The 26895-nt window shown below is 72.1% G+C and carries 25 protein-coding genes and 1 tRNA gene; 19 read left to right on the top strand and 7 right to left on the bottom strand.

The annotated features are described in order from the left end of the window. Positions 1–205 precede the first annotated feature (205 nt). From ABT122_RS19715 to ABT122_RS19700, 4 genes are read left to right on the top strand one after another with little or no spacing between them, the layout of a single operon-like run. A complete protein-coding gene (locus tag ABT122_RS19715) occupies positions 206–1651 on the top strand; it encodes a pyridoxal phosphate-dependent decarboxylase family protein (RefSeq protein ID WP_351553474.1) in 1446 nt (481 codons plus the stop codon). Next, positions 1635–2900: a lysine N(6)-hydroxylase/L-ornithine N(5)-oxygenase family protein gene (locus ABT122_RS19710; protein ID WP_351553471.1), complete on the top strand. Its 1266-nt coding sequence runs from the start codon at positions 1635–1637 to the stop codon at positions 2898–2900. Before ABT122_RS19715 ends, ABT122_RS19710 begins: the two co-directional genes overlap by 17 nt. Beyond that, positions 2897–3508: a GNAT family N-acetyltransferase gene (locus ABT122_RS19705; RefSeq protein WP_351553468.1), complete on the top strand. Its 612-nt coding sequence runs from the start codon at positions 2897–2899 to the stop codon at positions 3506–3508. The genes ABT122_RS19710 and ABT122_RS19705 overlap by 4 nt, the downstream gene beginning before the upstream one ends. Further along, positions 3505–5286, top strand: coding sequence for an IucA/IucC family protein (locus ABT122_RS19700; RefSeq protein ID WP_351553465.1), 1782 nt, complete (start codon positions 3505–3507; stop codon positions 5284–5286). The genes ABT122_RS19705 and ABT122_RS19700 overlap by 4 nt, the downstream gene beginning before the upstream one ends. Positions 5287–5341: 55 nt before the next feature. Here ABT122_RS19700 and ABT122_RS19695 read toward each other — a convergent pair whose 3' ends face one another. Next, positions 5342–6691 carry a tetratricopeptide repeat protein gene (locus ABT122_RS19695; protein WP_451069262.1) on the bottom strand — a complete coding sequence of 450 codons (1350 nt, stop codon included), beginning with the start codon at positions 6689–6691 and terminating at the stop codon, positions 5342–5344. 149 nt (positions 6692–6840) lie between these two features. On the opposite strand from ABT122_RS19695, the gene ABT122_RS19690 reads away from it, so the two are divergent. The 6 genes from ABT122_RS19690 (at position 6841) to tgmC (ending at position 10163) form a co-directional block, all read left to right on the top strand. Beyond that, the gene (locus ABT122_RS19690) at positions 6841–7044 is read left to right on the top strand and encodes a hypothetical protein (RefSeq protein ID WP_351553459.1); all 204 of its coding nucleotides are present in this window, start codon (positions 6841–6843) and stop codon (positions 7042–7044) included. A gap of 5 nt (positions 7045–7049) precedes the next feature. Further along, positions 7050–7292 (top strand): hypothetical protein, encoded by a 243-nt coding sequence (locus ABT122_RS19685; protein ID WP_351553572.1) that lies wholly within the window; start codon positions 7050–7052, stop codon positions 7290–7292. A 1-nt stretch (position 7293) separates the two neighbouring features. Further along, positions 7294–7599: a hypothetical protein gene (locus ABT122_RS19680; protein WP_351553457.1), complete on the top strand. Its 306-nt coding sequence runs from the start codon at positions 7294–7296 to the stop codon at positions 7597–7599. 163 nt (positions 7600–7762) lie between these two features. Continuing rightward, positions 7763–7996: a putative ATP-grasp-modified RiPP gene (locus tag ABT122_RS19675; protein ID WP_351553454.1), complete on the top strand. Its 234-nt coding sequence runs from the start codon at positions 7763–7765 to the stop codon at positions 7994–7996. A 6-nt stretch (positions 7997–8002) separates the two neighbouring features. Further along, the gene (gene tgmB, locus ABT122_RS19670; RefSeq protein WP_351553452.1) at positions 8003–8983 is read left to right on the top strand and encodes an ATP-grasp ribosomal peptide maturase; all 981 of its coding nucleotides are present in this window, start codon (positions 8003–8005) and stop codon (positions 8981–8983) included. Next, positions 8976–10163 (top strand): ATP-grasp peptide maturase system methyltransferase, encoded by a 1188-nt coding sequence (tgmC, locus tag ABT122_RS19665; protein WP_351553449.1) that lies wholly within the window; start codon positions 8976–8978, stop codon positions 10161–10163. Before tgmB ends, tgmC begins: the two co-directional genes overlap by 8 nt. 315 nt (positions 10164–10478) lie before the next feature. On the opposite strand, the gene ABT122_RS19660 is transcribed toward tgmC, so the two are convergent. Further along, a complete protein-coding gene (locus ABT122_RS19660) occupies positions 10479–12056 on the bottom strand; it encodes a beta-N-acetylhexosaminidase (protein WP_502976165.1) in 1578 nt (525 codons plus the stop codon). Between the two features lie 119 nt (positions 12057–12175). Here ABT122_RS19660 and ABT122_RS19655 point away from each other — a divergent pair, with 119 nt between their 5' ends. The 3 genes from ABT122_RS19655 (at position 12176) to glmS (ending at position 15406) form a co-directional block, all read left to right on the top strand. Then, positions 12176–13087, top strand: a complete 912-nt coding sequence (locus tag ABT122_RS19655) for a DUF4429 domain-containing protein (protein WP_351553444.1) — start codon at positions 12176–12178, stop codon at positions 13085–13087. A 145-nt stretch (positions 13088–13232) separates the two neighbouring features. Continuing rightward, complete coding sequence (locus ABT122_RS19650) at positions 13233–13475, top strand: hypothetical protein (RefSeq protein WP_351553570.1); 243 nt, start codon at positions 13233–13235, stop codon at positions 13473–13475. Between the two features lie 113 nt (positions 13476–13588). Next, positions 13589–15406, top strand: coding sequence for a glutamine--fructose-6-phosphate transaminase (isomerizing) (gene glmS / locus ABT122_RS19645; RefSeq protein WP_351553441.1), 1818 nt, complete (start codon positions 13589–13591; stop codon positions 15404–15406). A 401-nt stretch (positions 15407–15807) separates the two neighbouring features. Here glmS and ABT122_RS19640 read toward each other — a convergent pair whose 3' ends face one another. Next, on the bottom strand, positions 15808–16329 hold the full coding sequence (locus ABT122_RS19640) for a universal stress protein (RefSeq protein ID WP_351553438.1): 522 nt from the start codon (positions 16327–16329) through the stop codon (positions 15808–15810). A gap of 590 nt (positions 16330–16919) precedes the next feature. On the opposite strand from ABT122_RS19640, the gene ABT122_RS19635 reads away from it, so the two are divergent. From ABT122_RS19635 to ABT122_RS19620, 4 genes are all read left to right on the top strand, one after another. Continuing rightward, positions 16920–17351, top strand: a complete 432-nt coding sequence (locus ABT122_RS19635; RefSeq protein ID WP_502976164.1) for a hypothetical protein — start codon at positions 16920–16922, stop codon at positions 17349–17351. A gap of 404 nt (positions 17352–17755) precedes the next feature. Further along, entirely contained in the window at positions 17756–18961 is a 1206-nt protein-coding gene (locus ABT122_RS19630; protein WP_351553435.1) for a GlxA family transcriptional regulator, read from the top strand. 9 nt (positions 18962–18970) lie between these two features. Continuing rightward, the gene (orn, locus tag ABT122_RS19625; RefSeq protein ID WP_351553433.1) at positions 18971–19582 is read left to right on the top strand and encodes an oligoribonuclease; all 612 of its coding nucleotides are present in this window, start codon (positions 18971–18973) and stop codon (positions 19580–19582) included. 173 nt (positions 19583–19755) lie between these two features. Beyond that, positions 19756–19828: transfer RNA gene (locus tag ABT122_RS19620), tRNA-His, on the top strand. 501 nt (positions 19829–20329) lie between these two features. Here ABT122_RS19620 and ABT122_RS19615 read toward each other — a convergent pair. Then, positions 20330–21763, bottom strand: a complete 1434-nt coding sequence (locus ABT122_RS19615; RefSeq protein ID WP_351553430.1) for a sensor histidine kinase — start codon at positions 21761–21763, stop codon at positions 20330–20332. Further along, on the bottom strand, positions 21760–22500 hold the full coding sequence (locus ABT122_RS19610) for a response regulator transcription factor (RefSeq protein ID WP_351553427.1): 741 nt from the start codon (positions 22498–22500) through the stop codon (positions 21760–21762). The genes ABT122_RS19615 and ABT122_RS19610 overlap by 4 nt, the downstream gene beginning before the upstream one ends. A gap of 191 nt (positions 22501–22691) precedes the next feature. Between ABT122_RS19610 and ABT122_RS19605 the strand changes: the two genes are divergently transcribed. Further along, on the top strand, positions 22692–23270 hold the full coding sequence (locus tag ABT122_RS19605; RefSeq protein WP_451069270.1) for a hypothetical protein: 579 nt from the start codon (positions 22692–22694) through the stop codon (positions 23268–23270). A gap of 36 nt (positions 23271–23306) precedes the next feature. Here ABT122_RS19605 and ABT122_RS19600 read toward each other — a convergent pair whose 3' ends face one another. Both ABT122_RS19600 and ABT122_RS19595 read right to left on the bottom strand, forming a co-directional pair. Continuing rightward, complete coding sequence (locus tag ABT122_RS19600) at positions 23307–24179, bottom strand: spermidine synthase (RefSeq protein ID WP_351553421.1); 873 nt, start codon at positions 24177–24179, stop codon at positions 23307–23309. 133 nt (positions 24180–24312) lie between these two features. Beyond that, complete coding sequence (locus ABT122_RS19595) at positions 24313–24735, bottom strand: hypothetical protein (protein WP_451069273.1); 423 nt, start codon at positions 24733–24735, stop codon at positions 24313–24315. A 359-nt stretch (positions 24736–25094) separates the two neighbouring features. Between ABT122_RS19595 and ABT122_RS19590 the strand changes: the two genes are divergently transcribed. Next, a complete protein-coding gene (locus tag ABT122_RS19590) occupies positions 25095–26579 on the top strand; it encodes an NsdA family TPR-like regulatory protein (protein WP_351553418.1) in 1485 nt (494 codons plus the stop codon). Positions 26580–26895: the final 316 nt, after the last annotated feature.

Here is a 26895-nt window from a genome sequence, read left to right as displayed (position 1 = left end):
GCGGGGCCGGACGGGTGCCGGCGAAGCTCAGTGGACACACCCCGAACACCGGGTGAACAACTTCACAACTCCCACCCCCAAGGGGACGAGCCCTCCGACCAACGGAAAAAGTTAGGTTAGGCTAACCTCACCCAGTCGCCCTCTCGTCCCCTTTGCGCTGTCCCCGAGCGGCGACCAATCCCCCCCCACCCAGAAGGGCCCTCGCATGCGCTCGCATCTGCTCAATGACGGAACGGCGGACGCCTACCGGCTCGCCGTGACGGAGGGAGTCGAGCGGGTGGCACACCGCCTCGCCACAGTCCGGCGGCCGTTCACCGGGGTCACCCCCCGGGAACTCGCCCCGCAGGTCTCCGCCGTCGACCTGGCGGAGCCCCTCGGCTCCACCGGGGCCGCCCTCGACGAGCTGGAGCGGCTCTACCTCCGGGACGCGGTCAACTTCCACCACCCCCGCTACCTCGGCCACCTCAACTGCCCGGTGGTCATCCCCGCCGTCGTCGGCGAGGCCGTGCTCTCCGCCGTCAACTCCTCCCTGGACACCTGGGACCAGAGCGCCGGCGCCACCCTCATCGAGCGCCGGCTCATCGACTGGACCGCCGAGCGGATCGGCCTCGGCCCCGCCGCCGATGGCGTCTTCACCAGCGGCGGGAGCCAGTCCAACCTCCAGGCGCTGCTGCTGGCCCGGGAGGAGGCGAAGACGACCGACCCCACCCGGCTCCGCGTCTTCACCTCCGAGTGCGGGCACTTCAGCGTCCAGAAGTCCGCCGCCCTGCTCGGCCTCGGTCCCGATGCCGTGGTCGGCGTCCCGGCCGACCGCGACAAGCGGATGCGCGCGGTCTCGCTCGCCGCCGAGCTGGAGCGGTGCGTACGCGGCGGACTGGTCCCGATGGCCGTCGTCGCCACCGCCGGAACCACCGACTTCGGCTCCATCGACCCGCTGCCGGAGATCGCCGCGCTGGCCCGGCAGTACGGGGCGTGGACGCATGTGGACGCGGCGTACGGCTGCGGCCTGCTCGCCTCCCCCACCCGCCGCCATCTGCTGGACGGCGTCGAGCAAGCCGACTCGGTCACCGTCGACTACCACAAGTCCTTCTTCCAGCCGGTCAGCTCATCGGCCGTGCTGGTCAGGGACGGTGCCACGCTCCGCCATGTCACCTACCACGCGGACTATCTCAACCCCCGGCGGGCCACCGAGGAGAGAATCCCCAACCAGGTCGACAAATCCCTCCAGACCACCCGCCGCTTCGACGCCCTCAAGCTGTGGATGACACTGCGGGTGATGGGCGCCGACGGGGTGGGCGGCCTCTTCGACGAGGTCTGCGAGCTGGCCGGGGCCGGCTGGGAGCTGCTCGACGCCGACCCGCGCTTCGAGGTCCTCGTACGGCCCAGCCTCTCCACCCTGGTCTACCGCTATGTCCCCGGGGCGGTCACCAGCCCCGCCCTCATCGACCGGGCCAACCTCTACGCCCGCAAGGCGCTGTTCGCCTCCGGTGCGGCGGTGGTCGCCGGGACGAAGGTGGCGGGCCGCCAGTATCTGAAGTTCACCCTGCTCAACCCCGAGACGACGACCGCCGACATCACCGCCGTACTCGATCTGATCGCCGGCCACGCCGAGCAGTACCTGGGAGAGAACCGCCTTGTCCACGCCTCGTGAGCCCCTCGACTTCCTCGGGATCGGCCTGGGCCCGTTCAACCTCGGCCTCGCCGCCCTCACCGAGCCCCTCGACGGGCTGAACGGTCTCTTCCTGGAGTCCAAGCCGGACTTCGAGTGGCACTCGGGGATGTTCCTCGACGGCGCCCACCTCCAGACCCCGTTCCTGTCGGACCTGGTCACCCTCGCCGATCCGACCTCGCCGTACTCCTTCCTCAGCTATCTCAAGGAGTCGGGACGGCTGTACGCGTTCTACATCCGCGAGAACTTCTATCCGCTGCGGACCGAGTACAACGACTACTGCCGCTGGGCCGCCGCCCGGCTCGGCTCCATCCGCTTCGGCACCACCGTCACCCGCGTCGACCACGACGGCGAGCTGTACCGGGTCCGCACGGCGGCCGGGGAGACCTTCCGGGCCCGCCGGCTGGTGCTGGGCACCGGCACCCCGCCGTACATCCCCGAGCCCTGCCGGGACCTCGGCGGCGACCTCCTGCACACCTCGCGCTATCTGGAGCACCGGGAGGCGCTCCGGCGCAAGAAGTCGATCACGATCGTCGGCAGCGGCCAGAGCGCGGCGGAGATCTACCAGGACCTGCTCTCCGGGATCGACACCCACGGCTACCGGCTCAACTGGGTCACCCGGTCGCCTCGGTTCTTCCCGCTGGAGTACACCAAGCTGACACTGGAGATGACCTCCCCGGAGTACATCGACTACTTCCACGCGCTGCCCGAGCGGACCCGCTACCGCCTCGAAGCGCAGCAGAAGGGCCTCTTCAAGGGCATCGACGGGGACCTCGTCAACGCGATCTTCGACCTGCTCTACCAGAAGAACCTGGACGGCCCGGTCCCCACCCGGCTCCTCACCAACTCCCGCCTCAACGGGGCGCGGTACGAGAACGGCACGTACACCCTCTCCCTGTGCCAGGAGGAGCAGGGCAAGGAGTACGAGCTGCACACCGAGGGCCTGATCCTCGCCACCGGCTACCGCTACACCGTCCCGGCGTTCCTGGAGCCGGTGCACGACCGGCTCCGCTTCGACGGTCGGGGCCGCTTCGACATCGCCCGCAACTACTCCATCGACACCACCGGCCGGGAGGTCTTCCTCCAGAACTCGGGTGTGCACACGCACTCGATCACCTCGCCCGACCTGGGGATGGGCGCGTACCGCAACGCCTACATCATCGGTGAGCTGCTCGGATACCAGCCCTACCCCGTCGAGAAGTCCATCGCGTTCCAGGAGTTCGCCGTATGAGCCCCGCCACGACAGCGCCCACGACAGCGCCCACGGCCATAGTCCGCGGTTTCACCGTGCGCCCCCTCGACCCGCTGAGCGACGCCGAACTGGTGCACCGGTGGGTGACCCACCCCAAGTCCGCGTTCTGGATGATGCAGGACGCCCGGCTCCAGGACATCGAGCGCGAGTACATGGCGGTGGCGGCCCATGAGCACCACCACGCCTTCATCGGCGAGCTGGACGGGGAGCCGGTCTTCCTGATGGAGCGGTACGACCCCCGGTATGTGGAGCTGGTGGGGCTGTACGAGCCCGAGCCGGGCGATGTCGGGATGCACTTCCTCGTCGCACCGGCCGGCACACCCGTGCACGGCTTCACCCGGGCCGTGATCACCGCCGTCATGGCGGAGCTGTTCGCGGACGCCACGACCCGGCGGGTCGTGGTCGAGCCCGATGTGCGCAATGACGCCGTCCACGCACTCAACACCTACGTGGGGTTCGAGATCGTCGAGAAACTGGAGAAGCCGGAGAAGGACGCGGTGCTGTGCGTCTGCACCCGCGAGGGCTTCGCGGGGAGCGAGGCGTACGCGGCGCTTCAGGGCGCCGGGCCGCGGGAGGCGGGCCGATGACCCCCACCGGCGCCGTGGCACATCTGACCCCCGGGCCGTGGGAGCGGGCCAACCGGCTGCTGGTGCGGAAGGCGCTCGCCGAGTTCGCCCATGAGCGGCTGCTGACCCCGGAGCCGCTCGGCGCGGACACCTACCGGGTGCTGAGCGACGACGGCGGCACCGAGTACCGCTTCGGCGCGCGGCTCTTCGCGCTCGACCACTGGCAGGTCTCCCCCGACTCCATCACCCGGCACCGCGACGGCGCCCAGCGGCCCGTCGACGCGCTCGACTTCTTCCTGGAGCTGCGCGGCGCCCTCGGCCTGAGCGAGAAGATCCTCCCGGTCTATCTGGAGGAGATCTCCTCCACCCTCGCCGGGACCGCCTACAAGCTCACCGGGAAGCCGGTGACCTCCGCCGGGCTGGCCCGGGCCGGCTTCCAGGCCATCGAGACCGGGATGACCGAGGGCCACCCGTGTTTCGTCGCCAACAACGGCCGGCTCGGCTTCGGGGTGCACGAGTACCACGCGTACGCCCCCGAGGCCGCCAGCGAGATCCGGCTCATCTGGCTGGCCGCCCACCGCGACCACGCGACCTTCACCTCCGGTGAGGATCTGGCGTACGACTCCCTGATCGCGACGGAGCTCGGAGAGACGGCCCTGGCCCGGTTCGACGCCCGGCTCCGCGCGCTGGGACTCGACCCCGCCCAGTATCTGCTGCTGCCGGTCCACCCCTGGCAGTGGTGGAACAAACTCTCCGTCACCTTCGCGGCGGAGATCGCCCAGCAGCGGCTGGTCTGCCTCGGCGAGGGCGACGACACGTATCTGGCCCAGCAGTCGATCCGTACCTTCTTCAACACCGCCGCGCCGGAGAAGCACTACGTCAAGACCTCGCTGTCGGTCCTCAACATGGGCTTCACGCGCGGGCTCTCCGCCGCGTACATGGAGGCCACCCCGGCGATCAACGACTGGGTGGCCCGGCTGATCGACGCGGACGACATCCTGCGGGCCGCCCGCTTCTCGATCATCCGCGAGCGGGCGGCGATCGGCTACCGCCACCGCCAGTACGAGGCGGCGACCGACCGCCACTCCCCGTACCGCAAGATGCTCGCCGCCCTCTGGCGCGAGAGCCCCGTCCCCGCGCTCCGGCCCGGCGAACGCCTCGCCACCATGGCGTCCCTGCTCCATGTCGACCAGGAGGGCGCGTCCTTCGCGGGCGCCCTGATCGACGAGTCGGGGCTCGCCCCCGAGGAGTGGCTGCGCGGCTATCTGCACGCCTATCTCACCCCGGTGCTGCACTGCTTCTACGCCTACGACCTGGTCTTCATGCCGCACGGCGAGAATGTGATCCTGGTCCTCGGGGACGACGGCACGGTCCGGCGGGCGATCTTCAAGGACATCGCCGAGGAGATCGCGGTGATGGACCCGCACGCGGTGCTGCCCCCGGCGGTGGAGCGCGTCCGGGTGGAGGTCCCGGAGGAGATGAAGCCGCTCTCCGTCTTCACCGATGTCCTGGACTGCTTCCTCCGCTTCCTGGCCCCCGCCCTGATCACCGAGGGCCGCCTCGGCGAGGCGGCGTTCTGGCGCACGGTGGCGGAGTGCGTCCGCGCCTACCAGTCCTCGGCCCCCCACCTGGCGGACCGCTTCGAGCGGTACGACCTCTTCACGGAGGAGTTCGCCCTCTCCTGCCTCAACCGCCTCCAGCTCCGCGACAACGAACAGATGGTGGACCTGACGGACCCGTCGGGGGCCCTCCAGCTGATCGGCACCCTGAAGAACCCCCTGGCCGGGTTCTCCTCCTGACGGGACGGGCGCGCCCGACACGGTCCCTCGTGCGCGCCCGTCCTCTCCCTCTCCCTCAGGGCTGCCGGGCGAGGAGCCGCGCGGGCACCACCGTACGAGCGCGCTCGTACAGGTCGCGGGCTGCGTGCTGCCTCAGGTGCGGCCGAATCCGGCGGCACATGGCGGCCATGCGCTGGTCGGTACGGCCCGACTGGACCAGGGGGTAGTCGTCCAGCGCCAGATTCCAGGTGTGGCAGGCCGCTTCCAGGTGACCGATTTCGAGCTGCCGCTCGGCGAGCATGGCGCGATAGCGGACGCGTGTGCGGCGGAACACGTCGTAGCGGAGTTGGTCCGAGCGCTCCAGGGCGGAGACCGAACCGGCGATGTCCCCGAGTTCGTAGCAGACCTGGCCGAGGTGGTAGTTGAGCGCCGACGGGTCGTAGGACCCGAAGGGCTTGGACCGGGACTCGGCCTTCTCCATCGCCGTCTCGGCATCCCTGAGGTGCGTCAACGCCCGGCCCCGATCGCCGGTCGACGCCGCCGCATGCGCCTGCTGTCCCGCCAGGAAGGCCCGCATGCGCGGTCCGGCCTGCGGCGCGGCTGCGGCGGCGGCGTCCCCGAGCCGCAGCGCCGTCCTCCCATGCCCCAGGTCGACGGCCTGGACGCTCATCCCCCGCAGGGTTGTGCAGTACGTCAGATGGTCCTCAGCCGCGCCGGCCAGCTGTAATGCCTTGAGGTAGTACTGCTGCGCCAGCCCGTGATGGCCCTCGTCCACCGCCATGTAGCCGGTGAGGTAGCACAGGTCCGCGGTGGCCGACAGCATCGCCTTCCGCACGGACTCCGGGGCCTCCGCCCGCAGATACGGTGCCACGGTGTTCACCAGGAACGCGGCGGCCATCGGCCGCGCGTGGCGACCACCGAATTGGTCGTCCAGCTCCGAGAGCCGCTCGGTCATGGCGACGACCATGTCCACTTCGGCGCTTCCCATCCGGAGCGCCCTACCGGACTGGACGGCTTCCATCCGCCCCAGAACGTCGGGCCAGTTGGGGACCGTCAGGGCGACGGAGAAGAGTCCCGCACCCACGATGCCGCGGCGGGAGGGGTCCATGTCGTGCCTCCCCAGGTCGACGAGCCCGTCCACCATACTCGGGCAGGTATTCGACCGCTGGGACGGTGGAGGGAATCCGGCCTCGGCGTGTGTCACCGGCCGGTGGAGCCGGCGCGCGAGCGCCTCAAGGATCACCGGGCGCACGGCTTCTCTCGGCACATGGCCCTTGAGCCACTGGCAGACCGACGGCTCGCGGTACTTCAGCCCCATCCCACGCTCGGTCCCGACACGATTCACCGCCTGGACGAACTGACGCAGCGTCCACCCGGTCGCGCCGAACACTCGGCGGAGGTCCTCATTCGGGTTCAGCGCTCCCACTGGTCATCAACTCCCCCCGCCGGTTCGTCTTCTTAAAGCTCTACAGGCCCGGCGGCGCCACCACGGTACCGCTCTGCGTAGTCGGAGGGTTGCCTAGAGCGAGGAGACGACACCGAGGGCACCGCCCGCAGAAGGGATGGCAACGGAGCATGCGCGACCCGGCCCGCCAGCGAACCCACCCCATGGAAGCCCGCGAGACCGATCCGGCCCGCCCCATAGCGGTCGGTGACCTCAGCTCCATCGCCCCGGAGTGGGTCCCGCGCGACGGGTACGCCGAGCCGACCCGGGAGATCCTGCTCCACCTGGAAGCGGGGCTGAAGCAACTCGCCGCCAACGCAAGGACCCACGGGTGACCCCCATGCACACCCCCGAGACCCCCCCTCCCCCCTACACCCCCGACCTCGGCGAGGTCGCCAAGGACACCTCCCTCAAGAAGGTCGGCCGGGTCATGGGCCAGGTCGGAGGCCGCTACCAGCTGCGCCCCCTCGCGGGCGGCCGGGAGTGGGACGTGCGCCCCGAGCACCTGGCCCCGGCAGCCCGGTCCGATGTCCTCAGCGCCTGGGTCGCCGAGATCAACTCCCGCAGCCGGAGGGGTCTCTGAGATGCCCGGACCGTCACACCTCATATGCGGCGCGGGCTCCCTTCTCGCCCTGAGCGGCCCGCTCATTCTCCGGTGCGTCCTGGAGCAGCACCGGTCCGGAGCGCACTGGGGCCCGGTGGGGCCCGGGCCCTGCGAGACCTGGGCGTCCTGGGAGACCGGACACCTGCCCACGTCCGCACTCTCCCTCCCCCGGTGCGGCGAGCCCCCCGCCTGCACCCTCTTCCACCACCATCCCGGCGCCCACAGCCCCGCCCTCTCCGACCCGCTCCGGCATCTCTCGGACAGACCACGGGTGCCGCTGCTCTGACTCCGTCCCCGCCGGGCCTTCCGCATCCATGCTCCCCCACGGCGGAATCCCCGGCGGGGGCGGGTGGATTCTGTCCAAGCGGTAGCCTCCCGGCAGCCGCATATCGCAAGGGAAGGACCCTCGCGTGGCAACGCCTGCACCTTCAGATCAGGTTCCATGGGCAATGCGGTTGGTCACCGACCGGCTGCCAATCGGACCTCCCTCCTACGTATCCGTGACGCTCGACCCGAGCACGCAGACCGCCGTCTACACCGACAACACCGGCCAGGCGACGGACAGGGGCAAGCACGGCACCAGCAAGACCACTGGCACCGCATCGATGTCCGGGGGCGGCGACGGACAGGGCCCGCAGCCCCAGACCCACGACGACCACACCACCGACTACCAGTCGGACTGACTCGCGATGGCCTCCACCGTCCTGGTCATCACCGCGCTGGAGGACGTCACCGCGGACTGGGTGATCTCCGAGCTGAACGAGCGCGAGGTGGCGGTCGCCCGCGTCGACCCGGCCGACATCGGATCGGGCCTGACTTTCGGCGCCCGGATCGGCGCCGGGACACCGACCTGGAGCGGGCGGTTGGTCACGAGCAGCCGGGTGGTGGAGCTGGAGGACGTGGCGGCGGTGTACTACCGCCGCCCCGGCCCCTGGCGATACGCCCACCTACCCGCTCAGCAAAGCGACTTCGCCACGGCCGAGGCACGGCACGGACTCGGCGGCGTCCTGAACAATCTGCACGACGCCATCTATGTCAACCATCCGTCGGCCGTCACCCGAGCAGATTTCAAACCCGCTCAGCTCCAGCTCGCCACGCGGTTGGGACTGGCCATCCCGCCGACGCTCATCACCAACGACGCGGACGAGGCAGCCGGTTTCGCCGCCGAGTACGGGCCCGTCATCTACAAGACATTCCGCGGTCTGCCCCGGGACGACGACGGACACGCCGGTGCGATCTGGGCCCAGCGGGTCGACCCCGGTACCTTCGACGATTCCCTGAAGGTCACGGCGCACTTGTTCCAGGCCGAGATCCCGAAGTCCGGAGATGTGAGGGTGACCGTGGTCGGCCGCCGCGTCTTCGCCCAACAGATCATCCATCCCGACGGTGCGCTCGACTGGCGCCGCGGCGACTGGGACGAGCTGAAGCACGCTTCCGTCACCGTCCCGGCCGGTGTCGAAGCAGCGCTGCACGGCTACCTGGCCGCATGCGGCCTGGTCTTCGGCTGCTTCGACTTCGCTCTCACCGGCACCGCCCGATCGGCGGAGAACTGGACCTTCATCGAGTGCAACCCCAACGGCCAGTGGGGCTGGCTCCCGGACGCCTGCGACATCACCACCGCATTCGCCGACCTTCTGCAGAACGGAGCACACCGTGGACCCCATGAGTGACATCGAGGCCGACGCGGCCGGTCTGCGCGCCGGCCTGGCGCGCTCCCTCACCGGGGATCGTCCGGGTGAGGGAAGCTGGAGGGCGGCGGTAGCCACGGTGCCACGGCACCGGTTCGTGCCGGGCTTCTACCTGGCATCAGGCAGGGTCGACGGGCGGGGGCTGCCCGTGTGGGAGCCGGTCACCGCAGAGCTCGACCACGGCCGGTGGCTGGCAGCCGCGTACGCGGACACGACACTGATCACACAGTTCGACGGCGACGAGGCGGACTGGAAGAACCCGGCAGCCCGTCATGGCGGAGCTCCAACCTCCTCCTCCACTCTGCCGTCACTCGTGGTCCGGATGTGGTCCGACGCGGACATCGAGGAAGGGCACAGTTTGCTGGAGATCGGCACCGGTACCGGCTACTCGACCGCGCTCGCATGCGAACGCCTCGGCTCGGCGGCCGTCACCTCGGTCGAGGTCGACGGCCGACGGCTGGAGCAGGCCGCCGGAGCACTGTACGGGCTGGGCTACACCCCCACCTTGGCCGTGGCGGACGGGCTGTACGGGTACTGGCCCGAAGCACAGTTCGACCGGATCGTGGCCGCCTGCTCCTTCCGCGCCGTGCCGCCGGTGCTGCCGGCGCAGACCCGACCGGGTGGGAAGATCCTTCTCACTCTCTCGGGCTGGCTCCACGGATACGCCCGTGTCCTGCTCACCGTCGCCAAGGACGGGACCGCCGAGGGGCCGTTGCTGAGCGGCACGGTGTCGTTCATGCCGGCGCGCACCCATGCGGCGCCGGAGTTCGGCAACCCCGCCCACTGGGCCGCCGGCCTTCCCGGGGAAGGCCGCAGCGCGAAGCACAGCCCGGAGCGCATCACCGCCGCCACCGAGGAGGCGTTCCATCTTCGGTTCCTCGCCCAGTGCGCGGTGCCTGGCGCCCAGATGACGACGGTCGGCGATGTGGTGCACCTGGCCGACGTGGTCACCGGCTCCGCCGCCACCCTCACGCCGTGCGAAGGCGGCTGGGTGGTGCGCGAGGGCGGGCCGGTCGGGCTGTGGGACCCCGTCGAGGCAGTCCTCAGCTCATACGACGCGGCCGACCGCCCCGGCCCGGAGACCTTCCGGCTGCACGTCCACCACGGCGGGCAACACCTGCGGCACCCGCGAATGCCACCCCTGTCCCTGCCAAAGCCCTGAGACGGCGCCTCACCGCACACGGACTGGCGGGTGCCCGCGTTCGGATCACCCCTGACGGGGTCGTCCACCTCTCCCGTGGCCGCTAGGCGGCGACCCTGGGCGCGCCTTGAAGCGGGTTCCCGGCGGCCGGGAGAGCGGGCAGGCACCCATGACGACGGCCCCGGCGATGAGCGCTCGGGGGGCCGTGGGCCCATGTGGGATGTTCCCGCTCATGGCCGGAGGCCGTGCCCCCGGGGCGCGGGTCGAGCCGTCCCGCTCCGGGCGCGGGGGCCCGGGCACGGGACGGCCCGGTACGGGAGGGGGCGCCCGATGGTGTCAGGCCCCGGAGCCGGCCTCGCCCCACGGCACCGTCGGCGACTTGTAGTACGCGATCCCCAGCGCCTCCCACCTCGGCGCCTGCGCCGCCAGCCGGTGGCGGAACTCGGACCACTCGCCGCCGGCGGACCAGCCGCGCTCGGCGGTGCTCAGCAGGCGGGGGAAGGCCATGTACTCCAGCTGCTCGGTCGTCTCGACCGTCTCCGTCCAGATCGCGGCCTCCACACCCAGGACCGCGTCCTGCGGGACACCCTCCAGATAGGTGGCGGGGTCCCAGTCGTAGGAGTGGTCGACCTCCACCAGGCCGGCCCACTTCAGGCCCAGCTCGTCCTCGGCCGTGTACTTGTGGTCGAGGTAGGTGCGGTCGGCCGGGGAGAGGATCAGCCGGACGCCCTGGGCGGCCAGCCCGGCCACCCCGGCGCGCTCCTCGGCCGAGGTGCCGTCCCACCCCCAGTACTGCGCCACCGCGCCCGGCGCGGGCTCGGCGCCCGCGAGCTGGTGCCAGGCGACCACGGTCTTGCCGTACTTGGCGACCACGGCCTGGGCGCGCTTCATGAAGACGGCGTAGTCCTCCGCGCTGGTGGCGTCGGCCTCGTCGCCGCCGATGTGGAGGTACCGGCCCGGGGTGATCTCCGCGACCTCGCGGAGCACATCGTCCACGAAGTCGTAGGTGATCTCCTTGCCCACGGTCAGCGAGCTGAAGCCGACCTCCGTCCCGGTGTGCACCTCGACCGTGACCCCGTCGGGGTTCAGCTCGGGGTACGCGGCGAGCGCGGCGGCGGTGTGGCCGGGGAAGTCGATCTCGGGGATGACCTCCAGATGGCGGGAGGCCGCGTACTCGACGATCTCCGTGTACTGGGCCTTGGTGTAGTGGCCGCCGGAGCCGCCGCCGACGGCCGTGGCCGCGCCGGCGACGGTCAGCTCGGGCCAGGAGTCGATGGCGAGCCGCCAGCCCTGGTCGTCGGTGAGGTGCAGATGCAGCTTGTTGATCTTGTAGAGGGCGAGCTGGTCGATATAGCGCTTGAGCTGCCCGACGGTGAAGAAGTGGCGTGCCACATCGACCATCGCGCCCCGGTAGGCGAAGCGCGGGGTGTCGGTGACGACCCCGCCGGGCACCGTCCACGGACCGGGCTGCGCGGTGTCCCGCTCCACGGCGGGCGGCAGCAGCTGGCGCAGGGTCTGTACGGCGTGGAAGAGCCCGGCGGGCTCGCGGGCGGTGAGGGTGAGCGCGCCGTCCGCCGACTCCAGCCGGTAGCCCTCGTCCCCGAGGGCGCTCTCGGCCGGGTCGAGCCGCAGCCGGATGCCGTCCTCGCCGTCCTCGGAGGTCAGCGGGAGGGGCAGACCGGTGGAGGGGCGCAGCACCCCGGCGAGGTAGTCGCCGACGGTGCGCGCTTCGCCAGTGGCCCCGACACGGATGGCCGTCTCGGAGGTGAGGGTGTACGCGCCGTCCCCCGGCAGCACCGACGCCGGGGCCGGTACGACCCGGCCGAGGGCGGTGGGAAGAGGGGGCGTTCCGGGCGGTGTCACAGCAGAGTCCCTTCGCCGGGCGCCGCGCCTGAGGACGCCCACCGTGCCCATGGTGCCCCGTGACCGGGTTCCAGGTATAGACCATCTAGTTTGAACGGCTCCGCCCGGAGCCGCTCCGCGCCCGCCCGAACCCACCCGGGCGCCGCCCTTCCGGGTGAAAGAATCGCCGCATGGCGGAAATCATCCAGAAGGACGGGACCTGGACCTTCGACGGGGACACCGTGCGCGTCGTGCCCGGCTCCGACAAGGGCGTGAGCCCGCTGCGCAGATCGCTGGGCGAGCTGGCCGTGCCACTGGCCGCGCTCGTCGGGATCTCCTTCGAGCCGGGCCGGAAGTCGGGCCGGCTGCGGCTGCGGCTGCGCGACGGCGCCGACCCGCTGCTCCAGATCACCGGCGGCAAGCTCTCCGAGGGGTCGGACCCCTATCTGCTGACCGTGGAGAACGACCGAGGCGGAGTCGCCGGGTACTTCGTCGACGCGGTGCGCACCGCACTGCTCCTGGAGCAGATCCCCGCCGATCCGGTGGACCGCTATCTGCTGCCGGGGCCCGCCGTGCCGATCACGGTGAGCGCGGGCGACGGCACCGCCGCCTTCGACGGGGAGCGAATCCGGCTGTCGTGGAACTGGAAGACGGAGGAGTCCAAGACATCCGGCGGGCCGCGCACGATCGCCCTGGATGAGGTGGCGGCGGTGGAGTGGCTGCCGACCTCCGGTCTGGAGAACGGATACCTCCGCTTCACCGTGGGCCGGTCGCCGGCCACCACCCCGCCCAAGTACGACCCGCACGCCGTGGAGCTGTGGGGCTTCCGCAAGGACCCGCTGATGGCGCTGGTCGCGGCGGCGGTGGTGGCACGGATGCCGCATCCGTACGCCACGGCGGCCCCCTCCCTCTCTTCCCCCTCCCCGGCCTCCCCGGCCGAAGCCCCGCCGGCGGCGCCCGCCGCGCCCGCCGCGCTCCCCGGCGGCGGCGACCATGACGCGCTGCTGCGCCGGCTGCGGGAGCTGGGCGATCTGCGGCAGAGCGGGGTACTGACCGAGGAGGAGTTCAGCACGGCCAAACAGGCGATCCTCCGACAGCTTTAACACCACTCCTGCCCGGAATCGGGCAGGATTCTTGCAATGGTGGCGATCTACCCTTCAGTATCGACGGGTGCTCGAACATCATCAGCCCGGTCGTCCGCCGTCCGCCCCACCCTCGACACCCTCGGCGGCACCGCATGACGACCTCATAGACCACCTGGTCCGCAGCACCGCGCTCCGGCGCGGCGAGGCGGCCCGGGTGGTGCTCGATGTGCTGGCGTACTTCGACGAGAGAACCGAGGAGTACGTCCGCCGCCGCCACCGGGAGCTCCAGTCCGGCGGCCTGGCGAACACCGAGATCTTCGAGCGGATCGCGGCCGAGCTGCCGCACCGCGCCGTGACGCCGCCGGAGCTGTCGCTCCGCCAGCTGCGCCGCATCGTCTACGGCTGACAGCCGCCCGGCCGGCGGCGTTCCGCGTCCCGGCCGGGCGGCGTCCGGGCCCACACCCCCGCCCCTGTGCACGGCGGGGATCTTCACGGATGATCTACGGAGGGGAAGAACCCATGTGCGGAATTGTCGGATACATCGGTCGGCGCGATGTGGCGCCGCTGCTGCTGGAGGGCCTTCAGCGACTGGAGTACCGGGGCTACGACTCCGCCGGCATCGTGATCACCAGCGCCAAGTCCCCGGGGCTGAAGCTGGTCAAGGCCAAGGGCCGGGTCCGTGACCTGGAGGCCCGCGTCCCCAAGCGCTTCGCCGGCACCACCGGCATCGCCCACACCCGCTGGGCCACCCACGGCGCCCCGAGCGACCGCAACGCCCACCCCCACCTCTCCCCCGACAGCCGGGTGGCACTCGTCCACAACGGCATCATCGACAACGCCTCCGAGCTGCGCGTACGCCTGGAGGCCGAGGGTGTCGTCTTCGCCTCGGAGACCGACACCGAGGTCCTCACCCATCTCATCGCCCGCTCCCCGGCCGACACCCTGGAGGAGAAGGTCCGCCAGGCGCTGAAGATCGTCGAGGGCACCTACGGCATCGCCGTGATGCACGCGGACTTCGGCGACCGGATCGTTGTCGCCCGCAACGGCTCCCCGGTCGTCCTCGGCATCGGCGAGAAGGAGATGTTCGTCGCCTCCGACGTCGCCGCGCTGGTCGCCCACACCCGCCAGATCGTCACCCTCGACGACGGCGAGATGGCCACCCTCAGGGCCGACGACTTCCGTACGTACACCACCGAGGGCTCGACCACCACGGCCACCCCGACCACCGTGGAGTGGGAGGCCGAGTCGTACGACATGGGCGGCCACGACACGTACATGCACAAGGAGATCTCCGAGCAGGCCGACGCCGTGGACCGGGTGCTGCGCGGCCGGATCGATGACCGGTTCGCCACCGTGCACCTCGGCGGGCTCAATCTGGACCCGCGCGAGGCCCGCTCCATCCGCCGGGTGAAGATCCTCGGCTGTGGCACCTCGTACCACGCGGGAATGATCGGCGCGGGGCTGATCGAGTCCCTGGCCCGCATCCCGGCGGACGCCGAGCCCGCGTCCGAGTTCCGCTACCGCAACCCGGTGGTGGACCCCGACACCCTCTACATCGCGGTCTCCCAGTCGGGTGAGACCTACGACGTGCTCGCCGCCGTCCAGGAGCTGAAGCGCAAGGGCGCCCGGGTGCTGGGCGTGGTGAACGTGGTGGGCTCGGCCATCGCCCGGGAGGCGGACGGCGGCACCTATGTCCACGCCGGACCCGAGGTCTGTGTGGTCTCCACCAAGTGCTTCACCAACACGGTCGTCGCCTTCGCGCTGCTGGCGCTGCACCTGGGCCGCATCCGCGACCTCTCGGTCTCCGAGGGCAAGCGGATCATCGAAGGACTGCGCCGGCTGCCCGAGCAGATCACCGAGATCCTGGAGGCCGAGGCGGACATCAAGAAGCTGGCGGAGGAGTACGCGGGGGCCCAGTCGATGATGTTCATCGGCCGGGTGCGCGGCTATCCGGTGGCGCTGGAGGCCTCCCTGAAGCTCAAGGAGATCTCCTACATCCATGCCGAGGCGTATCCGGCGTCGGAGCTGAAGCACGGGCCGCTGGCGCTGATCGAGCCCGCGCTGCCGACGGTGGCGATCGTCCCGGACGACGACCTCCTGGAGAAGAACCGAGCGGCACTGGAGGAGATCAAGGCCCGCAGCGGGCGCATCCTCGCGGTGGCCCACCGGGAGCAGGAGAAGGCCGACCACACCATCGTCGTGCCGAAGAACGAGAACGAGCTGGACCCGATCCTGATGGGCATCCCGCTCCAGCTCTTCGCGTACCACACGGCGCTGGCGATGGGCCGGGACATCGACAAGCCGCGCAACCTGGCGAAGTCGGTCACCGTCGAATAGCACCGGAGCCCGGGAGCCGCGACCGGGACCACCACGGGACCGGAGCCGGGACCGCACGGACGGAATCCGGTCCCCCCGCACGCCGCCACCAGAGTGTGCGGGGGGACCGGGCCGACCGGCTCGCGGCCCAGTGCGCGCCGGCCCGCGCGGCCTGGGCCGGTGGCCGTCACTCCCCGGCCGGCAGCGCGTTCGGGACCCGAACCGTCCCTGCTCGTACGGGATATGGGGCGCCCCACTCCACGGCGGGCTCCCCTCCGGTCCTCCCGGTCCGTCCTCGCACGGTCTCGGCACAGGCCAACGACCGTTATGTACCCTTCACAAGCGCACAACGCACCTCTGCGGCGGGGGAGATTTCACGGCGGCCGGAATCGGCTGACCGGGTGTCACCGACCGGGCGGCGGTCAGGGGATGACGACGACGGGGCGCTGGGCGCGCCGCGCGAGGCGGCCGGCCACCGAGCCGAAGATCCGGCCGACGATGCCATGGGTGGAGCCGACCACGATCGCGTCGGCGGAGTACTCCCGGCCGACCTCTTCCAGCTCGTGGCAGATGTCGCCCCCGCGCTCGACCAGAATCCACGGCACCTCGGCGAGATAGTCCGCGCAGGCCAGCTCCAGGCCCAGGACCTCGGTGCGGTGGTCGGGGACATCCACGAAGACGGGGGGCTCGCACCCCGCCCAGACGGTGGTGGGCAGCCGGTTGGCCACATGGACGATGATCAGACCGGAGCCGGAGCGCCGGGCCATGCCGATGGCGTAGGCGAGCGCCCGCTCACTGGAAGTGGACCCGTCGAAGCCGACGACGACTCCGTGGCGGAACGCCGGATCGCAGGAATGGCGTGACTCTTCGGCCGCCTGCAGATCCGACGTGGGGTCGGCTACCTGCTTGCGGTCCGCGGGTTCGGGGATCTCGTGACCTGCCATCGGTGTCTCGGCGAAGGAAGTCCTCAGTAGAGGGAACGACATGGCGACGGATGCGGTGTCCGGGAATATCTTCCCTGGCCCATACCCGCAAGGGTACGGCGACACTCCTCTCCTGCCCAAGGGCCGGTCGGCCCAATCAGACGTTCAAGGGAGCATGCCTGAGGAGGTCCCGGATGGCAATGCCACTTGGTGCCTACAGCTGTCTGGGCCGGCCCGGGGCCCGCGCCGGCCGCCGCGGACGCGCGGCGGGACCGGACACCCGGCCCCGGGACCGGGCCCGCAGACGGCGGCAGGGGCCCGCGGGGCCGGGTATGTCAGCGGCGACCCGGGACGGCCGGAATCGGGGTGGTACGCCCCGGTGTGAAACGATCACTCTGGCAAAGCCGCACACATCGCGGGCTCCCCCGGCGGGGCGCCCGTGAGCAGGACGGCCTACTGGCCGGTACACGACCTTTCCGAGCAGGTCGCGCGGCCGTTCCGGAGTGGTCGCGCGCGGGTCGGCCGCCCGGCCGGGGCACCCGTGCCGCAGTGACCGGAAGGCTGCGCTCCTCGTTGGCTCCTCGGTCACCCAGCAGCCCGAGGGAGCTTCCGTGTCCCCACGCCCGTCCCCGCGCACCCGAGCCCGCACCCGTCCGCCGTCGGCCGTCCGCTCCCCCTCGGCCCGGGGCGCCCGCGGCTCCCGGGCCGCCCGCTCCCCCGCGGCCGACTCCGCGACCGACGTGGTCCGGTGGGCGGCGTTCAGCTGCCTGCTCGTCCCCGTCGTCCTGGTGGTGTACGGGGCGTCGGTCGGCGGCGCGGCGGCGGCGGCGCTCGGTCTCGCCGCCGTGACGACCGTCTGCCGGATGCTGCTGCGGCACGCGGAGCGCGGCGCGGCCGGGGCACACGCCCGCGACCGGGGGGCGGGGCCGGAGGGCCGGCACGCGGGGGCGCGGGACCGGCACACGGGGACGGCGGGGACGGGGCGCGGGCGGCGGGCCCGGACGGCCGGCGGCACACGCCGCGGAGGTCGGCACAGCGGCTGAGAAGGCCCCTGGGACTGACCCGTTCGCACGCCCGCACCCGTATAGTTTCAGCCAACTTCGTGCTGGTACCCATCCCTTGGGGAAATGGCCTGCCTACCCCCTTGTCACCTGGCAGGAAAGGACTATTCGCGTCGCTCACACCCAACGGGGACGGGCCATGCGCGCACGGCGCACTTCCCTGGGGAGCCTGCGAGTGGAACCCTTCGTGATCGAATGCTTCGCGCCAAGTTGTCAGGCAGACATAGCGGGGCATGACGAACTTGTCACGGCGGCGCCACGGGACGCAGTAGATTCGATCTTGAGTATCGAAGGCTCGTAACTCGTGCAAAACCGAGGGGAAACGTGCAGGAGCGAAAGGCCCGAAACGAACGGGGAGACGCGAATACCGAGGGGGGCTTAGCGTCATGAGTCAGGACTCCGCCGCACCGGAGGTAGCACGAAAGCTCTCGGGGCGCCGGCGCCGGGAAGTCGTCGCGGTACTGCTCTTCAGCGGCGGTCCCATCTTTGAGAGTTCCATCCCGCTCTCGGTGTTCGGTATCGACCGACAGGACGCCGGGGTTCCGCGCTATCGACTGCTCGTCTGCGCAGGCGAGGAAGGGCCACTGCGGACCACCGGTGGCCTCGAACTCACCGCGCCGTACGGCCTGGAGGCCATCGGCAGGGCGGGCACCGTCGTCGTACCGGCCTGGCGGTCGATCACATCACCGCCGCCGCCGGAAGCGCTGGACGCGCTGCGCCGGGCGCATGAGGAAGGAGCACGGATAGTAGGACTGTGCACGGGCGCGTTCGTCCTCGCCGCCGCCGGTCTGCTGGACGGCCGTCCGGCGACCACGCACTGGATGTACGCGCCGACACTGGCGAAGCGGTACCCGTCCGTCCATGTGGACCCCAGGGAGCTGTTCGTCGACGACGGCGATGTGCTCACCTCGGCGGGCACGGCGGCCGGAATCGATCTCTGTCTGCACATCGTGCGCACCGACCACGGCACGGAGGCCGCCGGGGCGCTCGCCCGCAGGCTGGTCGTGCCGCCGAGGCGCAGTGGCGGGCAGGAACGCTATCTGGACAGGTCTTTACCCGAGGAAATCGGGTCGGACCCGTTGGCCGAGGTCGTCTCCTGGGCGCTGGAGCATCTTCACGAGCAGTTCGACGTGGAGACGCTGGCGGCCAGGGCGTACATGAGCCGACGGACCTTCGACCGGCGATTCCGATCCCTGACCGGCAGCGCGCCGCTCCAGTGGCTGATCACCCAGCGGGTGCTCCAGGCGCAGCGGCTCCTCGAAACCTCGGACTACTCCGTGGACGAGGTCGCCGGGCGCTGCGGCTTCCGTTCGCCGGTGGCACTGCGCGGGCACTTCCGACGGCAGCTGGGCTCGTCCCCGGCCGCCTATCGGGCGGCCTACCGGGTGCGCCGGCCCCAGGGCGAGTCGGCTCCGGCCTCGGTGGTGGAGTCGGTCGTACCGGTACAGGCCAGGCGGACGGCCCCCGCGGCGGGTGTCCCAGGTCACACCGCCACCTCGACCGTCCCCCCGGAGCTGGGAAAGCCGCCGGCCGGCGCCTACGCGGCGGGCCACGGACGTCCCAGCCTGCCCGGTCAGCGGAGTGCGCCATAAGGTAGTCGCATGAACGACCGCATGGTGTGGATCGACTGCGAGATGACCGGGCTCTCGCTGTCGGACGACGCACTCATCGAGGTGGCCGCACTGGTCACCGACTCGGAACTGAACGTGCTCGGAGAAGGGGTGGATGTCGTCATCCGCCCCCCGGACGCGGCCCTGGTGACCATGCCCGAGGTGGTGCGGCAGATGCACACCGCCTCGGGCCTCCTCGGCGAGCTGGCGGGCGGCACCACGCTCGCCGCCGCCGAGGAGCAGGTCCTCGCCTATGTCCGCGAGCATGTGAAGGAGCCGGGCAAGGCCCCGCTCTGCGGGAACTCGGTGGGTACGGACCGGGGCTTCCTCCTGAGGGACATGCCCGCCCTGGAGAGCCATCTCCACTACCGGATCGTGGATGTCTCGTCGGTGAAGGAGCTGGCGCGCCGCTGGTATCCCCGGGCCTACTTCAACAGCCCGGAGAAGAGCGGCAACCACCGGGCGCTGGCGGACATCCGCGAGTCGATCGCGGAGCTGCGCTACTACCGGGAGGCGGTCTTCGTACCGCAGCCCGGCCCCGACTCCGAGACCGCCAGGACCATCGCGGCGAAGCACGTGCTCGCGCCGGAGCAGCCGGAGTAACCGGAGCGGTCCCAGCGGTACGGAGCGGTACGGAGCGGTACGGAGCAGGGCGCGGGAAGAGGGTGGCGGGGGTCCGGAAGGGCTCCGCGCCGGCGGCGGGGAAACCCTGGCGCGAGCACCCCTCGGAACCCTGTACACTTTTCCTCGGCCGGTAAGAAAAACGACCGGTCATGGTGGGTGTAGCTCAGCTGGCAGAGCACCTGGTTGTGGTCCAGGATGTCGCGGGTTCAAGTCCCGTCACTCACCCTGATGGATGAAGGGGCCGACCTCGGAAACGAGTCGGCCCCTTCGTCATGCCCGGGCCGAGGGAAACACCAGGGGACGGCCGGGGGAACACGGCGGGAACAAGGGCCCCGGCCGGCGGGCCCGGCCCTTGGCGTCCGCCCCGCCCCCCTCCGGGAGAACCCCCGGAAACGGCGCGTCCCGGTCGGATTGGGGGAGCCGACCGGGACGCGCGGGTGGGGGGCAGGAGTTGCTCAAGGGGTGGTGCGGGGCCACCGGGGCCCGCGTCCTCTCGCCTGGGGGTGCGAGAAGCGGGAAGCGGGCTCTTTCTCCGCGGTGTGTGGCACCACGCTACCGAGCCCAGAACAGGCAAACCACCCATTCCGGGTGAGGGTCTCCGTTCTTAGGACGCGCTTAAGGGCGGCATCGGAACCCATTAAGACGCCGGGCCGCCGGCCTCCCCGAGGGGAGAGCGGCGGCCCGGCGGGCGGCGGCCCGGGCCCGTGGCCCGGCGCCGCGAGGCGGTCAGGAGTCGGGGCCGCCGCCCACACGGGAACGGGAGCGGGGACGGCCGCCCCGGGGGCGGCGGCGCTCCGGGACGCGGTGGCCGCGCCGGCGCTCGCCGGGGACGGCCACCAGCGCCTCCAGGCCGAGCCAGATCCGCACCTCCGTGCCGCCCAGCACCGAGCTGCCGATACGGACGTCACCGCCGGTGGACTCGGCGACCCGGCGCACGATGTCCAGGCCGAGCCCGGTGGAGCCGTCCCGTCCGTTGCTGTTGCCGCGGGCCATCGCCGCCGCCGGGTCGGCGATGCCCGGACCCGCGTCGGAGACCAGGACGATCACCGCGTCCTCGCCGTTGTGGACATCGACCGAGAAGGCGGTGCCCTCGGGCGTGTGGCGGAAGACATTGCCGAGCAGCGCGTCCAGGGCGGCGGCCAGCTCCGGGCGGGCCACCGGGAGACGTACGGGACGGTCGACGCCGGCGACCCGGACCTTGCGGCCCTCGTCCTCCGCCAGGGCGGACCAGAAGTCCATCCGCTCCCGCACCACCTCGGAGACATCGCAGCCCGCGCCCGGTCCGGCGGCCGTCGTCTGCGGCTTGGCCTCCCGGGCCGTACGGATGATGGTGTCCACCTCGCGTTCGAGCTGCTCGACCGCCGCGCGGGTCTGATCGGCGGCGGGCCCCTCGCCCAGCGAGGCCGCGTTGAGCCGCAGCACGGTGAGCGGGGTGCGCAGCCGGTGGGAGAGGTCGGCGGCCAGCTCCCGCTCGTTGGCGAGGAGCTGGACCACCTGGTCGGCCATGGCGTTGAAGGCGATCGCCGCCGAGCGCAGCTCGGGCGGGCCCTCCTCGGGGACCCGGGCCCCGAGCCGGCCCTCGCCCAGGTCGTGGGCGGCGCCCGCGAGCCGCTGCGCGGGCTGCACCATCCGGATGCCGAGGCGGTCGGCGACCGCGACCGAGCCGACGATCAGCGCGACACCGACCCCGGCGAGCATCAGCCAGGCGGTGACCACCCCCTTGGTGACCTCCTTGTCGGGGATGAAGACCTCGACCAGCGCGATCTGCCCGGTGCTGATGGCGTTGGGCTGGATCAGCGCCCAGCCGCCGGGGACCTCGGTGGTGGAGGCCCGGCCGAGCCGCTGGGTGGTGACGAGATCCGCCTCGGCGGCCCGGCGGATACCGATCTCCTCGGCCGCCGCGCCGGAGCCCTTCGGGGCCGGGATGTGGACCGCCATCCGGCCCGCCGAACCGGCCTGGGTGGAGTTGACGGCCTTCTCCAGCTGCTCGCGCTCATCCGTGATGGAGAGGGTGGGGACGAGAGCGGCGGCCTGCCGTTCGGCGTTGGTGAAGGCCCGGTCCCGGGCCATCTCCTTGATGACCAGTCCCAGCGGTATGGCGAAGGCCACCACCACCATCACGGTGACAGCCAGGGAGACCTTGACCAGCGCCCATCTCATCTTTGATGTCCTCGTCGGTGTCCGGGTGGGGGGTGTCCGGGTGGGGAGCCCTCCGGCGGTTCGAGTTTGACCCCGACCCCGCGGAGGGTGTGCAGATAGCGCGGCCGGGCCGCGGTCTCGCCGAGCTTGCGCCGGAGCCAGCTCAGATGGACGTCGATGGTCTGGTCGTCCCCGTAACTCTGCTGCCAGACCTCGGCGAGCAGTTCCTTGCGGGGGACGACCACACCGGGCCGCCCGGCGAGAAAGGTCAGGAGGTCGAACTCCCGGCGCGTCAGATCCAGCGTGACGCCGTCGAGTTCGGCCTGCCGGCGCAGCGGGTCGATGGAGAGGCCGCCGACCTGGAGGACCCGTGAGGGCGGGGCGTCGCCGGCCGGGACGCGGGAGCGGCGGAGCACGGCCGCCATCCGCGCGGAGAGGTGCTCCACGGAGAACGGTTTGGTGAGGTAGTCGTCGGCGCCGTCGTTGAGCAGCCGGACGATCTCCGTCTCGTCGTCCCGCGCGGTCGCGATGATCACGGGCACGTCGGTGATGCCACGGAGCATCTTCAACGCCTCCGAACCGTCCAGATCGGGCAGGCCGAGGTCGAGAATGACCACGTCGAACCGGAAATGGGCCACCTCGCGCAGCGCCTCCAGGGCCGTGCCGACGCTCCGCACCGTATGGGATGCCTCGGTCAGATGCCGGATGAGGGCGGAGCGCACGAACTGGTCGTCCTCGACCACGAGCACACTTGCCATGGGCGGCACCGTACGCCATGCCGAGTGGCCCGGTCTCCCGGGGGAGTTGGGCGGCCGGCCGGAGCTCGGCCGGGCGCGCCGCCGGGCCGCCGCGTGGGCACACCGCCGGGCGCGCGGTCGGGCCATCACCGGGAATGCCATCCGGAATAGGCCCATCCCATCGGGGACAGAGTTGGGGCACGTGGTGCAGTATGGGGCCGATGCGTAGAGGACTTGTACATGCCATTGCGTGGTCGATGGCCACCGGGGCAGCGGTGACCCTGACCTGGTGGGGGGTTCACACGGTGATGTCCGGGACCGCGTACGACCGGCCCCGCGCGGTGGCGATCGACACGGACGCCGAGAGCACCGAGCCGGAGGAGCCGCAGGCCTCATCCACCAAGCGCCCCCGGAGCGCGCCCCCGAAGACCGCTTCGGAGCGGGCTCCGGAGACGGCGGACCGGTCGGAGGAGACGGTGCCCGGCCCGACGCGGTCCTCGGCCGGCGGCACGGTCCAGGGCAATCAGACGCCGATGTCGTCCAGCCCGTCCGCCTCGGCGGCCTCGACGAGCAATGTGAAGCCGTACACCGTGGACGGCGGGCGGGTCGTGCTCGACCTGGGCAAGAGGTCCGCGGAGCTGGTGTCGGCGACGCCCAACGCGGGCTGGACGATGGATGTGTGGAAGGAGCCGTGGTGGATTCGGGTGACCTTCACCAAGGACGGCCGTGAGGTGTCGGTCTTCTGCACCTGGCACGCGGGCCCGCCGACCGTCGTGTTCGACGACCGCTGAGCCGGGGACTCCCGGAGGCCTTCCGGGCCCCGGGGGTCACTGGAAGACGGCGGGCGGCGGCGCCGGGGAGGGCTTGGCGCCGGCGTCGGTGACGGGCGCGGCGCCGCCGGTGAAGTCCCTCAGCTCCCGGCCGTGTTCGACCCGGCCGGGGTGCGGGTCGCCCGCCACCCGGCGGGTCAGCTCGGCGACCGGGAGAGCGGTGTCGGAGGCGAGCAGCACGGCGTTCCCGAAGCGCCGGCCGCGCAGTACCGCCGGGTCGGCGGCGAGCGCCAGTTCGGGGAAGACGGCCGCCGCCGTGGCGACCTGGGCCCGGAGGTGGGCGAGTGGCGGGCCGTCGGCGAGATTGGCGGCGTACTGACCGCCGGGCCGCAGCACCCGGCGGACCTCGGTGAGGAACTCGGTGCTGGTGAGGTGCGCCGGGGTGCGGGCGCCGCCGAACACATCCGCGATGATCAGATCGGCCCAGTCGTCGGGGAGTTTCCCGAGTCCGGCGCGGGCGTCCATGGCGCGCACCCGGACACGGGCGTTCGGGTCCAGCGGGAGATGGGTGCGGACCAGCTCGACCAGGGCCGCGTCCAACTCGACGATCTGCTGGGTGGAACGGGGGCGGGTCGCCGCGATGTAGCGGGCGAGCGTGAAGGCGCCGCCGCCGAGATGGACGGCCCGGAGGGGGCGTCCGGGCGGGGCGGCGAGATCGGCGACATGGCCGAGGCGGCGCTGGTACTCGAAGGTGAGCACGGCCGGATCGTCGAGATCGACATGTGACTGCGGGGCGCTGTCGATGAGCAGGGTCCAGCCGTGGGGCCGGTCCGGGTCGGGTATCAGCTCGGCGTTTCCGCCGTCGACCCGCGCGGCCACCGGGTCGGGCCGGCCCGGCCCTCCCGTACGCCGCCGCTTGCTCTTCGCCACCCGGCCATTATCCGTGGACTGCCGGGGCCCGGCGCGGCGGGGGCGGCCGTTCCCCGGGGGGCGGCCGTTCCTTGGGGGGCAGCCGTTCCTCGGGGCGGGCCGGGCGCCGCCCGGGGCGCGGAGGGCGGCGCGGTCAGCGGCGGCTGTCGGCGGCCTCGATCAGCCGGGCCGCCTCTCCCAGGGCGCGGCGGAGCACCGCCGGGTCGGTGACCCGGTGCGGGTGCTCGGGCGGGAGGAGCCAGCCGGTGCCGCGCACGGGGGGCTCGGCGGGGACGCGCGGGCCCCGGCCCCAGGTCTGCGTACAGGCGCTGCCGGGGAGGTCCCAGCCGGCGGCGGTGCCGGGCGGGACCAGGAAGCCGAGGGTGTCGCAGCTTCCGTCGTGGAGTACGGGGCCGACGGCGGGGGCGGCGGTGCGGCGCAGGATGTCGACGGCCTCCAGGCCCTGCCGGGCGGGGACGGTCACCAGATCGCAGGCACCGGCGGCGCAGTCGCCGGGCGGGGGGCTGCTGTCGGCGCCGGGCCGGTGGCGGGCGGTGGTCGCGGGGGTCGCGGTCACGGCCGGGGGTGGGGGTGGGAGTGGGGTGGCCGGGGTGGCGGGTGCGGTGCCGGTGAGGGTCGGGGCGGGTGCCGCCGGTGCCCGGACGCCACCGCGAGCACTGATCTCCATGCCGGCCTCCATCACGGGGGAATCCCTTCCTCGCTCCAGGGGAGGCACGGACCGGGCCTCCCGGGTGTTCAACGGACCGGGGCGTCAAGGGCTACGGCGGCACACCGCCCAAAGGATGGCAGTTCATGGCAGATCGCGGCTGAGTTATCCCTTTTGCGGCCAAACTGTGGGTGTACAGGCCGTCACAGCAGGTACGTTCCCGGCTCGCTCGCCGGGAGGTGCGGCCATCCGCGAGAGAGGGCTCGGCCATGGGGACATCACAGGGTGCGGCGGCGGTTCCCAACAGCTCCTTCCGGCGGCTGCGCGGGCAGCTCTCCCCGGGGGAGTTCGCGGCGGCCGTCCGCAGGGCCGCCCGGCAGATCGGCGAGCAGGTGTCGTGCGACGCGCGCTATGTGGGGCGGGTCGAAGCGGGCGAGATCCGCTGCCCTAACTACGCCTACGAACGGGTATTCCTTCATATGTACCCGGGTCTGACGCTGGCGGACCTGGGGTTCACCGCGCGGGAGGTGGTGCGCGGCCGGGGGCGGCGCGAGCGGGCCGCCGGGGTGCCGGCGGCCCCCGCCGCACCGGTGGAGAAGGGCGGGAACAGGGGGACGGACCAGGGCAGGGGCAGGAGCGGGAGCGGGAGCGGGGACGGCGACGAGGAGAGCGATGTGTTGCGGCGCGCATTCATGACGAGCGGCTCGGCGACCGTGGCGGCGGCGTCCTTCGGGCTCGGCTCCGGGCTCGGCCTCGGTGCCGCGCTGCGCACCGGTGGCGGGACCGCGCCGGGTGCCGCCGGGGCGGGGGCGGGAGCGGGGGCCGGGGATGTGCCCGCGCCCCGGCGGGTCGGCGAGAGCGAGGTGGCGGCCGTCGAGGAGGCCGTCCGCCGGATCAGGCTGCTGGACGACCGCCACGGCGCGGACGGCCTCTACCAGCGGGCCGCCCAGCCGTTGCGGGCCGCCTACGCGCTGCTCGACTCCGGGATCTCCGCCCGCGGCTCCACCGCGGGGCGGCTGCACGCGGGCGCGGGCGAACTGGCGCTCTCCGTGGGGTGGCTGGCGCACGACTCGGCCCGCTTCGACGACGCCCGCTCCCACTACGCGGAGGCGCTGGCGACCGCTCGGGTCGCGGGGGACGCGGCCGTGGAGGCGCACGCCTTCTCCAACACCTCCTTCCTCGCCCGGGACGCCGGCCGCCACCGGGAGGCCGTCCGCGCCGCCCAGGCGGGTCTGCGGGCGGCCCGGGACCTGGGGTCGGCGCGGCTGCTGTCGCTGCTGGCGCTGCGGGAGGCGGGCGGGTGGGCCGGGCTCGGCGACCGGGCCGAGTGCGAGCGGGCGCTGGCGCGGGCGCACGGCCACTTCGACCGGGGGGTCTCGGCGGCGGACCCCGAGTGGATGTCCTTCTTCGGGCAGCCGGAGCTGGAGGCGCTCCAGGGGCAGTGCTGGGCCTCACTCGGCGAGTGGGCCCGCGCCGCCCGGCACGCCCGTCGCGCGGCATCGCTCCAGGACCACCGCTTCACCCGCAATCTGGCCCTCTACCGCGCGGAGTTGGCCGTGGACCTCGCCCACGACGGCGCACCGGACGAGTCGGCGGCGGCAGCGCGGCAGGTGCTGGATCTGCTGGAGGGGGTGCGGTCGTCGCGTATCCGCTCACTGCTGCGGACGACGGTGGTGGTGCTGCGGCCGCACGGGGCGGTTCCGGGGGTGCGGGATTTCCTGTCCCGCCACACCGAGGCCACCCATGGCGCTTAGCCGCGCCACGGGTGTTCGCGGAGCACGCGGGTCGGCTCTGCGGGGGTGTGAGGAGCCGCCTCGGCCTCGCCGGCGACTGAGCCCCCAACTCCGTGGGGCTCGCGCGGCGCCCCGGCCCCGTCGGCGATTGAGCCGCGCCCCCGGCTCCGTGGGTGATTGAGCCGCGCCCCTGGCTCCGTGGGTGATTGAGCCGCACCACTCCAGCCCCTCCGGCGATTGAGCCGCGACGGGCTTGACGCCGAACGCCTTGAGCGTCGCGAACGACGTGTTGTCGAGCGCGGCGACCTTGGAGGGCTTCCGCGGTACGTCGAGCCGG

The organism is Streptomyces sp. NPDC001985, assembly GCF_040296845.1.
In the GTDB taxonomy this organism is placed as follows: Bacteria; Actinomycetota; Actinomycetes; order Streptomycetales; family Streptomycetaceae; genus Streptomyces.
This window is presented reverse-complemented; position numbering and strand designations above follow the sequence as displayed.

What these genes read in the sequence shown, in the direction of transcription:
- ABT122_RS19715 (WP_351553474.1), top strand. Translation starts at nt 206, where the DNA reads ATGCGCTCGCATCTGCTCAATGACGGAACGGCGGACGCCTACCGGCTC.
- ABT122_RS19705 (WP_351553468.1), top strand. Translation starts at nt 2,897, where the DNA reads ATGAGCCCCGCCACGACAGCGCCCACGACAGCGCCCACGGCCATAGTC.
- ABT122_RS19700 (WP_351553465.1), top strand. Translation starts at nt 3,505, where the DNA reads ATGACCCCCACCGGCGCCGTGGCACATCTGACCCCCGGGCCGTGGGAG.
- ABT122_RS19690 (WP_351553459.1), top strand. Translation starts at nt 6,841, where the DNA reads ATGCGCGACCCGGCCCGCCAGCGAACCCACCCCATGGAAGCCCGCGAG.
- ABT122_RS19685 (WP_351553572.1), top strand. Translation starts at nt 7,050, where the DNA reads ATGCACACCCCCGAGACCCCCCCTCCCCCCTACACCCCCGACCTCGGC.
- ABT122_RS19680 (WP_351553457.1), top strand. Translation starts at nt 7,294, where the DNA reads ATGCCCGGACCGTCACACCTCATATGCGGCGCGGGCTCCCTTCTCGCC.
- ABT122_RS19675 (WP_351553454.1), top strand. Translation starts at nt 7,763, where the DNA reads ATGCGGTTGGTCACCGACCGGCTGCCAATCGGACCTCCCTCCTACGTA.
- tgmB (WP_351553452.1), top strand. Translation starts at nt 8,003, where the DNA reads ATGGCCTCCACCGTCCTGGTCATCACCGCGCTGGAGGACGTCACCGCG.
- tgmC (WP_351553449.1), top strand. Translation starts at nt 8,976, where the DNA reads ATGAGTGACATCGAGGCCGACGCGGCCGGTCTGCGCGCCGGCCTGGCG.
- ABT122_RS19660 (WP_502976165.1), bottom strand. Translation starts at nt 12,056, where the DNA reads ATGGGCACGGTGGGCGTCCTCAGGCGCGGCGCCCGGCGAAGGGACTCT.
- ABT122_RS19655 (WP_351553444.1), top strand. Translation starts at nt 12,176, where the DNA reads ATGGCGGAAATCATCCAGAAGGACGGGACCTGGACCTTCGACGGGGAC.
- glmS (WP_351553441.1), top strand. Translation starts at nt 13,589, where the DNA reads ATGTGCGGAATTGTCGGATACATCGGTCGGCGCGATGTGGCGCCGCTG.
- ABT122_RS19640 (WP_351553438.1), bottom strand. Translation starts at nt 16,329, where the DNA reads ATGGCAGGTCACGAGATCCCCGAACCCGCGGACCGCAAGCAGGTAGCC.
- ABT122_RS19630 (WP_351553435.1), top strand. Translation starts at nt 17,756, where the DNA reads ATGAGTCAGGACTCCGCCGCACCGGAGGTAGCACGAAAGCTCTCGGGG.
- orn (WP_351553433.1), top strand. Translation starts at nt 18,971, where the DNA reads ATGAACGACCGCATGGTGTGGATCGACTGCGAGATGACCGGGCTCTCG.
- ABT122_RS19615 (WP_351553430.1), bottom strand. Translation starts at nt 21,763, where the DNA reads ATGAGATGGGCGCTGGTCAAGGTCTCCCTGGCTGTCACCGTGATGGTG.
- ABT122_RS19610 (WP_351553427.1), bottom strand. Translation starts at nt 22,500, where the DNA reads ATGGCAAGTGTGCTCGTGGTCGAGGACGACCAGTTCGTGCGCTCCGCC.
- ABT122_RS19605 (WP_451069270.1), top strand. Translation starts at nt 22,692, where the DNA reads ATGGGGCCGATGCGTAGAGGACTTGTACATGCCATTGCGTGGTCGATG.
- ABT122_RS19590 (WP_351553418.1), top strand. Translation starts at nt 25,095, where the DNA reads ATGGGGACATCACAGGGTGCGGCGGCGGTTCCCAACAGCTCCTTCCGG.